Consider the following 10,499-nt stretch of genomic DNA (forward strand, 5'->3'; position numbering starts at 1 on the left):
GCCCGATCTCGATCGCGGTGATCACCCGCACCGGGCGGGACCACCACCGGGTGGGTGGGTCGTGGGGAGCCGTCACTGGGCCCTCGCTCCTTCGGTCGGGCGGTGTGCTGCCTGTCACAGCCACGCCGACGGTAGGGAGGGTGGATTCGGGACGGCAAGCAGTTGCCAAGGTGTTGCCATCGACCGGCCATCACGCTTTGATCACGCCGTGAGCACCCCGACGATCTACGACGTCGCCCGGGCGGCCGGCGTCGCGACGTCGACGGTCTCCCGCGCCTTCAGCAACCCCCAGCGCGTCAGCGCCCCCACCCGTGAGCTGGTCGAACGGGTCGCCACCGAGCTGGGCTACGAGCCGAACCCGCACGCCCGGGCGCTTACCTCGCGGCGCACCCAGACCATCGCGATGGTGGTCTCCGACATCACCAACCCGCACTTCTTCGAGATCATCCGCGGGGCGGAGCTGCGCGCGAAGGCGTCGGCCCACACGCTCGTGCTGGTCAACGCCGAGGAGTCCCCGCGCATCGAGCGGGAGCAGGTCAACCGGCTGTCGCGTTCGGTCGACGGCTTCCTGCTGGCCGCCAGCCGGCTGCCCGAGGGGGATCTCGCCGAGCTCGCGGGCACGCACGCCGTCGTCATGGTCAACCGCCAGGTGGCCGAGATCCCGAGCGTGGTGCTCGACCAGCGCGAGGGCTGTCGCCAGCTGGTCACCCACCTGTCCTCGCTCGGGCACACCTCGCTGGCCTACCTCTGCGGGCCGCGGGAGTCGTGGATGGCCGGGAGCCGGTGGGCGGCCATCCGGGACGCCGCCGCCGAGTCGGGGGTCTCGGCGGTCCGGATGGGCCCGTTCACACCCCGGGTGGCCCACGGCGCGGCTGCCGCCGACGCGGCGCTCACGACGGGGGCCACGGCCCTGATCGCGCACAACGACCTGCTCGCCATCGGCGTCCTGCAGCGGCTGGCGGCACGGTCGGTCCGCGTGCCCGACGACATCAGCGTGACCGGGTTCGACGACATCTTCGCCGCGGAGCTGTGCACGCCCAGTCTCACGACCCTCGGCGGTACGCACGCCAACGTCGGACGGGCGGCGGTGGAACTGCTGCTCGAGGCCGCCGCCGCCCCCCGACGCTCTCCCACCGCCGTCCAGCAGCTGGTTCTCCCCTCCCAGCTGATCCTGCGGAACTCGACGGGACAGGCCCGGGGACGCCGCGGCCCGGCCTGAAGCGGCTCCACCCGGGCCGGAGTTACCGGCCGGTACTGCATGTGGGATCGTCCGACGTACACGTCGAGGCGCCGCTCCCAGGCGGCGTCGGGAAAGAGGACCGATGCGGTTGCAGCTGTCCCCGGAGCTCGAGGCCTTCCGGGAAGAGATGCGCACCTTCTTCACCACCCAGGTGCCGCAGGAGATCCGCGACAAGGTCGCGGGTCACGGGCACGTCTCCAAGGAGGAGTACGTCGAGACCCAGCGCGTGCTCAACGCCGCCGGCCTGGCCGTGCCGCACTGGCCGGTGGAGTGGGGCGGCCGCGACTGGACGCCCCTGCAGCGCCACATCTGGCGCGAGGAGATGCAGCTGGCCAACGTGCCCGAGCCCCTGGCGTTCAACGCCAGCATGATCGGCCCGGTCATCGCCGCCTTCGGCAACCAGGAGCAGAAGGAGCGCTTCCTGGCCAAGACCGCCAACCTCGACATCTGGTGGTGCCAGGGCTTCTCCGAGCCCGACGCCGGCTCCGACCTCGCCTCGCTGCGCACCACCGCGGTGCGCGACGGCGACGACTGGATCGTCAACGGCCAGAAGACCTGGACCACGCTGGGCCAGCACGCCGACTGGATCTTCTGCCTCTGCCGCACCGACCCGACCGCCGAGAAGAAGCAGCGCGGCATCTCGCTGCTGGTCTTCCCGATGGACACCCCCGGGGTCACCCTGCGCCCGATCGAGCTCATCGACGGCGGGTTCGAGGTCAACGAGGTGTTCTTCGAGGACGTCCGCGTGCCCGCCGAGAACCTGATCGGCGAGGAGAACCAGGGCTGGACGATGGCCAAGTTCCTCCTCGGCAACGAGCGCGTCGGCATCGCCCGGATCGGCTCAACCAAGCGGATGCTCGCCCAGGCCAAGGAGCACGCGCGGGAGATCACCGTCGATGGTCGCCCGCTCCTGGACGACCCGTTCATGGCCGCGCGCATCGCCGAGCTGGAGAACGAGCTGGTCGCGCTGGAGCTCACCGCTCTGCGCGTGGTCGCCAACTCCGCCGACGGCAAGCCGCATCCCGCGTCCTCGGTGCTCAAGCTCAAGGGCTCGGAGCTGCAGCAGGCAGCGACCGAGCTGCTCGTCGACATCGCGGGCCCGCTGTCGGTCGCCTCGTTCGCTCTCGAAGGCTCCGACGTGCCCGACTGGGCCCGGGTCGCGACCCCGCACTACCTGAACTACCGGAAGGTCTCCATCTACGGAGGCTCGAACGAGGTTCAGCGGACCATCATCGCCGGCACGATCCTGGGGCTGTGATCTGAGTGGACTTCACCTTCGACAGCGAGCAGAGCGACCTCCGCGAGGCCGTCCGCGGCCTGCTGGAGCGCGCCTACTCCGACAGCGAGACCCGCCGCAAGGTGGCGGCGAACGACCCGGGCTTCGACGAGAAGACCTGGTCCCGCCTGGCCGAGATGGGCCTGCTGGGCCTGCCCTTCGCCGAGGAGCACGGCGGCATGGGCGCCGGCCCGATCGAGGTGGCCATCGTCGCCGAGGAGATCGGCCGGGTCATCGCGCCCGAGCCGTTCATCGAGGCGGTCGTGCTGGCCGGTGGCCTGATCGCGGCCGTGGCCTCCGACGAGCAGAAGGGCGAGCTGCTCGGGGCGATCGCGGAAGGCGCTTGCGTGCCCACCTTCGCGCACGCCGAGATCGGCACCCGCTGGACGCCGTCGGCGTCGGCGGTGACCGCCACGCAGGCCGGCGACGGCTGGACCTTGACCGGGGTCAAGGAGCCGGTCCCCCACGGCGCCCGCGCCGACGTCCTGGTCGTGTCCGCGGTCGTCGACGGCGGCACCGGGCTGTTCCTCGTGCAGGGCGACGCCGCCGGCCTGACCCGCACCGGCTACCGCACCCACGACGGCACCCGCGCCGCCAACGTCCGCTTCGACGGCACCCCGGCGGCGCTGCTCGGTACCGGTGGCGACCAGACGGCCGCCATCGAGCAGGCGCTGGCCGAGGCCCGCATCGCCTACTCCCACGAGGCGATCGGTGCCATGGACACCGCGCTGCGGATCACCGCCGAGTACCTCAAGACGCGCAAGCAGTTCGGCGTCACCCTCAACCGCTTCCAGGCGCTCACCTTCCGCGCCGCGGACATGTACGTGTCCCTGGAGCTGGCCCGCAGCACCGCGCTCTGGGCCTCGATGGTGCAGGACGCCGGCGGCGACGTCGCGTCCGCGGCCGACCGTGCCCGTCTGCAGACCAGCCGGGCCGGCCGGCACATCGGCAAGGAGGCCATCCAGCTGCACGGTGGCATCGGCGTGACCGCCGAGTACTCCGTCGGGCACTACACCAGCCGGCTCACCGCGATCGACCACCTGCTCGGTGACGGCGACTTCGCCGCCGCCCGGCTGGCGCGGACCGTGGCCGAGCGGGAGACCGTCGACCCGCTGGGCGCTCCCTACGCCCCCAGCGGCGGGGTCGGCTGACACCGGCACCACCGCTCGCACCACCACCGCGGCGCCATGTCCCTCCCGGGGCATGGCGCCGCGGTGCGTCCGGACACGGGCCGGTCTCGGTCGATGCGCCGCTGACCCACCCGTCACCCGCGCCACCACCGGGTGGAGACCTCTGGCGCCGGGCGGGCGGTACGCAGCAGGATCGCATCCGCGTCATCGACTCCGGGGCGTCCGGAGGTCTTTCCCCTGGAGGTTTCCGTGCGCCTGAACCGACTGCTCGTGGGAGGTTCGGTCCTGGCCCTCCTGAGCGGGACCGCTGCCTGCGGCCTGCAAACGATCGAGCCCAAGATCCAGCTGCGCGATGCGTTCGCGGCGTTCGGCGACCAGTCCTCCGGCGCCCTGCGCCTGTCGCTGCCGAGCTCCGAGGACGACGTCCGCGCGTTCCTGCAGGCCGCGGACGAGGCGACCGGCGGCGAGGAGGTGCCCGACGACGTGCTGTCGACGCTGCTCTCGTCGTCCCTCGTCTTCGGCTTCGACGAGGGCGAGGACGCCGACGACCCGGCCGACGACGCCGTCCGGACCGTGGTGGAGATCGGCGACCTGACCGCCACCGAGTTCCGCGCGATCGGCGAGGACCTGTACGTCCGGGCCGACGTCGACGGGCTGGTCGACGAGTTCCCCGAGATGCAAGCCGACGTCGAGTCCTTCCGCGCCGAGCTCGAGTCCGGGACCACCGTTCCCGAGCCGCTGGTCGAGCCGGCGCGCGCCCTGCTCGGCGGCGACTGGGTGTCCCTCGACGGCAAGGCCCTCATGGAGCAGGTCGAGTCGCTGAGCGGGACCAGCACGGCCGAGGAGGAAGCCGAGCTGCAGAAGGAGCTCCAGGACCTCGCCGGCAAGGCCGTCCAGGACGCCGTCGTGTCGGTCGAGCGCAAGGGCGAGGACGACGACCTGGGCGACCACCTGGTGGTCGAGCTGAACCTGCGCAAGGGCTGGGCGACGGTCCGCGACGGCCTGCCCGGGATCCTTCCCGAGGGCGAGGACCCGGCGACGCTGGAGCAGCTGCCCCCGGTCGAGGACGTCCCGGACAAGGACGTGTCCGTCTCCGTCTGGGTCCAGGACGACGAGCTGACGCGGGTGGAACTCGACGCCGCCCAGTTCCTGGACGAGCCGGCCGGGCACCTGGTGCTGCGGGCCGACGTCCTGGACGCCGAGCCGGTCACCGCCCCGGAGGACTCGGTGCCGGTCGACGTGGCCGCCCTGTTCGAGGGCGCGATGAGCGCCTCCACGCCCGGTGCCGAGGAGCTGGACGCCTACACGATCGCCACGTGGGTGGACATGGACCTCGCGACCGTGGCCCAGGAGAACGGCGGGGAGTCCTCCGCGGAGTACCTGCCCGAGGTCCTGGCCTGGTACGAGGGGACGACCCCCGACCTGGTGATCACCGCGGTGGGCCCGCTCGTCGAGGTGTCCACCGGCGGCGAGACCGTCTGCCTCACGCCGTCGCCGGACGGCTTCGGCGAGCAGATCGCCGACGGCCCCTGCTGACCTCCGCCCCTCCCGCACGACGACGGAGCCCCGCCCCCGACCCGGGGGCGGGGCTCCGTCGCGTCCGGGGTCAGCTGCCGAGCCGGCCGACGACCAGGCGGTTCAGCCAGTCCGGGCTGACCGAGGAGGCGACCGCCAGCACGCGGGTCTGCCGCCCCACGGTGCGGTGCGGTGATCGGGGCAGCGGCAGCCGCTCGTGCACGACCCGCCAGGCGGCCGTGGCGACGTCGGCCGGCGTCAGGTGGACGCCGAGGTTCTTCACCGGCGCCATCCCCGCGCCGTCCCGGGTGACCATCTCGGTGTCGACGAACAGCGGGAGCAGGCTGCGCACCCGGACGCCGTCGGCCCGCCACTCCAGGTCCAGCGCCTCGGTCAGCGACTTGACCGCCGCCTTGGTGGCGCCGTAGGTCGCGAGGGTCGGCTGGCCGTAGAGGGCCGACGCCGAGCAGAGGTTGAGCAGCAGGCCGCTCTGGGCGCGGGCCAGGTACTCGTGGCCGGTCAGGGCACCGAGCACCACGCCGGTGACGTTGACGTCGACCTGGCGGCGGTGCGTGCCGGCGTCGATGCCGGCGAAGGGACCGGACGCCAGCACGCCGGCGTTGTTGACCAGCACGTCGAGGGTCCCGTCGGGGCAGAAGCGCCCGAGGGCACTCCCCCACTGGGCCTCGTCCCGGACGTCGAGGGCGCCGTGCACCGCGTTCGGCCGTCCGGCCGCGACGTCGGCCACGGCGGCGGGGTCGACGTCGAACAGGCCCACCCGCCAGCCGGCGTCGAGGAACCGCTCGGCGACGGCGCGCCCGATGCCCCGCCCCGCGCCGGTCACCAGGATGCTGCCGGCAGGGCTCGAACGTGAGATCACCCGGTGACTCATACCTGGGAAGCCGCTGGAACGGCCACCCTCCAGGGGCCCGCGCCGGGCTCGCGAGGCGTGGGGGGAGGGGTGGTCCTCACCCGAGGATCGCCCGGCGGAGCTCGTCGGCGTCGGCGCGCACCTGGTCGAGCACGGGGATCAGGTCGTCCTCGCGCAACTGGCCGCAGCTCAGCCGCACGACGGGGACGACGTCGTAGTCCTCGAGGGTGAGCCGGGACGCGACCTCGAAGGCCGACCGCAGGAGGCCGCCCTCGAGCGAGGTGAAGTCGTCGACCTGGTTGAGCCGGCTGGTCATCGAGTGCGGGAAGCCCCACTGCTCGAGGGCGACGGCGGTCAGCCGAAGGCTGTTGATGCCGTAGCGGCGCAGCTCGGCGATCCGGCGCTCGGTGAGGTTCGTGTGCTCCGCGGTCAGCTCGGCGTAGCCCTCGGGGTCGTTGTGGTGCAGGAGCGCGGCACCCATCTGCGCGAGCAGGCCGAGGCAGAGGGCGTCCTGGGGACGCTCGCCGAAGCGTGGCGCCAGCGCCGAGGAGGCCAGGGCGAGGCTGGTGGTCACGTCCCAGAAGTTCTCCGGCAGCCGGGCCTCGTCGTCGAGCTCGGTGAGAGCGACGGTGGCCATCGTCCGCACCGTGGTGAAGCCGACGACGGTGACCGCGAACTGCAGGGACGTCACCCGCCCGCGCATCCCGAAGTAGGCGGAGTTGGCCAGCTTCATGACCCGGCTGGCCAGCGCCACGTCGGAGGCGAGGATCCGCGACAGCACCTTGGCGCTGGTGTCGTCCTGGTTGGCCACCGTGACGATCTGCGCGGCGACCGGTCGCTGGGCGGCCATGGTGTCGATGCTGGCGAGCACCTTCTCCAGGTCGAACAGGGGGGCCGGCTCGGTGCGGGCCGGCAGCGGGGTGACGGTCATCGGGTGCGGTCTCCATGGGCGGCGAACCAGGCGGCGGCGTGCCCCCCGGTGAGGGGCTGGCTGAGGCTGAAGCCCTGCAGGTAGGTGACTCCCATGCGGGTGAGCTCCTCGGCCTGCTCGGGGCTCTCCACACCCTCGGCGACCGTGCTCAGGTTGAGGCTCCGGGCCAGGGCGATGACCGCCGAGGCGATCTCGGTGTGCCCGTGCGCCAGCTCGGCCACGAACGAGCGGTCGACCTTGAGGCAATTGACCGGCAGGTGGCGGAGATAGGCCAGCGACGAGTAGCCGGTGCCGAAGTCGTCGATGGCCAGGTCCACCCCGATCGCGCGGAGCTGGTGCAGGATCTCGCGGGCCGAGTCCGGGTCCTTCATCAGGGCGGACTCGGTGATCTCGATGGAGATCCGGGACGGCGCCAGCCCGTGCCGCTCGAGCGCGGCGGCCACCTGCGGCGGCAGGTTGGCGTCCAGCTGGAGTGCCGAGACGTTGACGTTGGCGCGGGCCGGCGCGGCCCAGCCCATGAGGCGGTCCCACTCGGCCAGCTGCCGGCAGGTCTCGTCCAGCACCAGCAGACCGAGGCCGGCGATCAGGCCGCTCTCCTCGGCCAGCGGGATGAACACCACGGGGCTGATCGGCCCGCGCTCGGCGTGCTCCCAGCGGGCGAGGGACTCCACGGCCACCGGGCTGCCGTCGGCGGTGCTGAAGATCGGTTGGTAGAGCAGCGTGATCTCGCGGCGCTCGATGGCGTCGCGCAGCTCGGCGACCAGGCGCAGCTTGTCGCGCGCCTGCTCGCGGGCCCGCTGGTCGAGGACGGTGATCCGGCCCTTGCCGCCGGCCTTCGCCTGGTACATCGCGATGTCGCAGTCGCGGATGAGCTCCTCGGCCGAGGCGTGCTCCGCGGTCTGGACGGTCACGCCCACGCTGGCGTAGGGGCGCACGTCGACGCCGCCCAGCCGCACCGGGCGGGCCAGCTCCACCGAGATGCGCTCGGCGAGGGCCACCGCGGCCTCCTCGTCGACGCTCTCGCAGACCACCACGAACTCGTCCCCGCCGAAGCGGGCCACGAGGTCACCGGGCCGGACCACGGCGCGGAGCCGGTAGGCCACCTCCGCGAGCAGCTCGTCGCCCGCGGTGTGCCCGAGCGAGTCGTTGACGACCTTGAAGTTGTCCAGGTCGAGGAAGAGACAGGCCAGGCCGCTGGAGCCCGGCGTGAACCGGCCGGCGACGTACTGGGCCAGCAGGGTGCGGTTGGGCAGCCCGGTCAGCGGGTCGTGGTTGGCCTGGTGGGCGAGCTTCGCCTCGAAGGCCAGCCGGTCGGTGATGTCCTCGATGGTGCCGACGAAGCCGGCGCCCACGCCGGGGGTGAACAGGTGGGCGAACCGGATGACCGTCGTCCGCACCGTGCCGTCCTCCCGCAGCAGCCGGGCCTGGGTCTCCACCTCCTCGCCGTCGAGCGCCGCGGAGACCTGCTCGATGACCGTGTCGAGGTCGTCCTCGTGCACGGTGTCGATCCAGCCGGTCCCGAGCAGCTGCTCGGCCTGCCTGCCGACGAGCGTGCAGAACGCGTCGTTGACGTGCGCCAGCCGCATCCCCTGCTCCGAGAGCAGGGTGGGCACCGGCGAGCGCTCGGTGAGCGTGGAGAAGCGGCGTTCGTGCGCGTCGGCGGTGGCCCGCAGCGCGCGCTCCTGCTCGTTGGTCGTGGAGAGGATGCGGATGGTCCACATCCGTCCCGACGGCGACGGCGTCGTGCCGACGACCGCCTCGACGGTCGCTCCGCTGGCGGTGCGCACCGGCAGGGTCATCCGAGCCGACCGCTCGCGGCGCAGCAGCAGCTTGAGCTCCCCGCCGCCGAGGGTCGGGAAGAGATGGTCGATGGGGAGCGCGCGCAGGTCGTCCAGCCCGTAGCCGAGCAGGTCGACCGCCCCGACGTTGCCCCACGTGATCCGGGTGCGGCCACCGACGGTCTCGGCCACCACGAGCGCCATCTGGTCACTGACGGACGCGCTGTAGAAGATCGACGAGACGATCTCCGGCGGAACGCGGTCGTCGTCGGGCACGCTGATCTGAACGCTCACGGTCCTCCCCTCGCTGGTCGTCGAGGGCGCTCCGGTTCAGCGCCTTCACGAGGGTTCTCGGTCAGGGCTCCCCCGGGCTTGCAGTCGAGAGCGCGCGGGGTCCCCCGTTGGAGGGAGGCTGTGTGCACGGCCCGCAACCGCCGCGGCGGGCGGTTCCCCCCTTCGGACGTGCACTGCCTCACATTCGCGGAGCCTTTCGTCGTCCCGGCCCGTTTGCAGGCAAGATCCACCCGTTCCACCGAGCACCGCGTACGACCCCACCACTGGCGAACTGGCGACGAGGCCACTCCGCCGAGGAATGGAGCGCCACGATGCACATCGGAGTTCCGCGCGAGACGCGCGCCCGGGAGACGCGGGTGGCGGCCACGCCGGCCACGGTCGGAAAGCTGGTCGGCCTGGGCTACGAGGTGGTCGTGGAGGCCGGCGCGGGCGCGGCGAGCAGCTTCCCCGACGAGGCCTACACCGGAGCCGGGGCGCGCCTCGGCAGCGCCGAGGACGCCTGGCAGGCCGACGTCGTGCTGCGGGTCAACGCCCCGGCCGTCGACGAGCTCCCCCGGCTGCGTGACGGCGCCACGCTGATCGGTCTGCTGGGGCCGGCGCTGAACCCCGACCTCGTGGACGCCCTGGCGCAGCGGCCGATCACCGCCCTCGCCATGGACGCGGTGCCGCGCATCTCGCGCGCCCAGTCCATGGACGTGCTCAGCTCGATGGCCAACATCGCCGGCTACCGCGCTGTCGTGGAAGCCGCGCACGTCTTCGGCCGGTTCTTCACCGGCCAGGTCACCGCCGCGGGCAAGGTGCCGCCGGCCAAGGTGCTCGTCGCCGGCGCCGGCGTGGCCGGGCTGGCCGCGATCGGCGCCGCCAGCAGCCTGGGTGCCATCGTCCGGGCCACCGACGTCCGGCCCGAGGTGGCCGAGCAGGTGCGCTCGCTGGGCGGCGAGTACGTCGCGGTGCCGGCCGGCGACAGCGAGACCGGCGCCGGCGGCAGTGCTGATGGTTATGCCCGCGAGATGGGCGAGGACTTCAACCGCCGCGCCGCAGAGATGTACGCCGAGCAGGCCCGAGACGTCGACATCATCATCACCACCGCGCTGATCCCGGGGCGCCCCGCGCCCCGGCTGATCACCGAGGAGATGGTGGCCTCGATGAAGTCCGGCAGCGTCATCGTCGACATGGCGGCCGCCCAGGGCGGCAACGTCGCCGGGTCGGTGCCCGACGAGGTGGTCGTCACTCCCAACGGTGTCTCGATCATCGGCTACACCGACCTGCCCTCCCGGCTCCCCGCCCAGGCCTCGCAGCTCTACGGCACCAACCTGGTCAACCTGCTGACCCTGCTGACCCCGGGCAAGGACGGCCGGCTCGTCCTGGACTTCGACGACGTCGTCCAGCGCGCGATCACCGTCGTCCGCGAGGGCGAGAAGCTGTCTCTTATAAACATCACAGAGCCCACACAACAGTACTAAA

The 10,499-nt window shown here is 72.5% G+C and carries 8 protein-coding genes; 5 read left to right on the forward strand and 3 right to left on the reverse strand.

From position 1 onward, the window contains the following. Positions 1–208: 208 nt before the first annotated feature. The 4 genes from C5508_RS17800 to C5508_RS17815 all read left to right on the forward strand — a co-directional run bounded on the left by C5508_RS17800 (position 209) and on the right by C5508_RS17815 (position 5,182). Positions 209–1,219 (forward strand): LacI family DNA-binding transcriptional regulator, encoded by a 1,011-nt coding sequence (locus tag C5508_RS17800; protein ID WP_104526265.1) that lies wholly within the window; start codon positions 209–211, stop codon positions 1,217–1,219. Between the two features lie 103 nt (positions 1,220–1,322). Continuing rightward, on the forward strand, positions 1,323–2,498 hold the full coding sequence (locus tag C5508_RS17805; RefSeq protein WP_104526266.1) for an acyl-CoA dehydrogenase family protein: 1,176 nt from the start codon (positions 1,323–1,325) through the stop codon (positions 2,496–2,498). Between the two features lie 5 nt (positions 2,499–2,503). Further along, entirely contained in the window at positions 2,504–3,667 is a 1,164-nt protein-coding gene (locus tag C5508_RS17810) for an acyl-CoA dehydrogenase family protein (RefSeq protein WP_104526267.1), read from the forward strand. 228 nt (positions 3,668–3,895) lie between these two features. Further along, positions 3,896–5,182: a hypothetical protein gene (locus C5508_RS17815; RefSeq protein WP_104526268.1), complete on the forward strand. Its 1,287-nt coding sequence runs from the start codon at positions 3,896–3,898 to the stop codon at positions 5,180–5,182. A gap of 70 nt (positions 5,183–5,252) precedes the next feature. Here C5508_RS17815 and C5508_RS17820 read toward each other — a convergent pair whose 3' ends face one another. The 3 genes from C5508_RS17820 to C5508_RS17830 all read right to left on the reverse strand — a co-directional run bounded on the left by C5508_RS17820 (position 5,253) and on the right by C5508_RS17830 (position 9,035). Further along, positions 5,253–6,041: an SDR family oxidoreductase gene (locus tag C5508_RS17820; RefSeq protein WP_198598165.1), complete on the reverse strand. Its 789-nt coding sequence runs from the start codon at positions 6,039–6,041 to the stop codon at positions 5,253–5,255. An 88-nt stretch (positions 6,042–6,129) separates the two neighbouring features. Beyond that, positions 6,130–6,963, reverse strand: coding sequence for an HDOD domain-containing protein (locus C5508_RS17825; protein WP_232797263.1), 834 nt, complete (start codon positions 6,961–6,963; stop codon positions 6,130–6,132). After that, positions 6,960–9,035, reverse strand: a complete 2,076-nt coding sequence (locus C5508_RS17830) for a putative bifunctional diguanylate cyclase/phosphodiesterase (RefSeq protein WP_104526270.1) — start codon at positions 9,033–9,035, stop codon at positions 6,960–6,962. The genes C5508_RS17825 and C5508_RS17830 overlap by 4 nt, the downstream gene beginning before the upstream one ends. Before the next feature lie 311 nt (positions 9,036–9,346). Here C5508_RS17830 and C5508_RS17835 point away from each other — a divergent pair, with 311 nt between their 5' ends. Then, the gene (locus C5508_RS17835; RefSeq protein ID WP_269801795.1) at positions 9,347–10,498 is read left to right on the forward strand and encodes a Re/Si-specific NAD(P)(+) transhydrogenase subunit alpha; all 1,152 of its coding nucleotides are present in this window, start codon (positions 9,347–9,349) and stop codon (positions 10,496–10,498) included. Position 10,499 lies beyond the last annotated feature (1 nt).

It is taken from the genome of Blastococcus atacamensis, from assembly GCF_002938425.1.
GTDB classification, from domain to species: Bacteria; Actinomycetota; Actinomycetes; order Mycobacteriales; family Geodermatophilaceae; genus Blastococcus; species Blastococcus atacamensis.

Bases quoted from the DNA above. Each gene is read 5' to 3' on its own strand.
- C5508_RS17805 (WP_104526266.1), top strand. From the start codon at position 1,323: ATGCGGTTGCAGCTGTCCCCGGAGCTCGAGGCCTTCCGGGAAGAGATG.
- C5508_RS17825 (WP_232797263.1), bottom strand. From the start codon at position 6,963: ATGACCGTCACCCCGCTGCCGGCCCGCACCGAGCCGGCCCCCCTGTTC.
- C5508_RS17835 (WP_269801795.1), top strand. From the start codon at position 9,347: ATGCACATCGGAGTTCCGCGCGAGACGCGCGCCCGGGAGACGCGGGTG.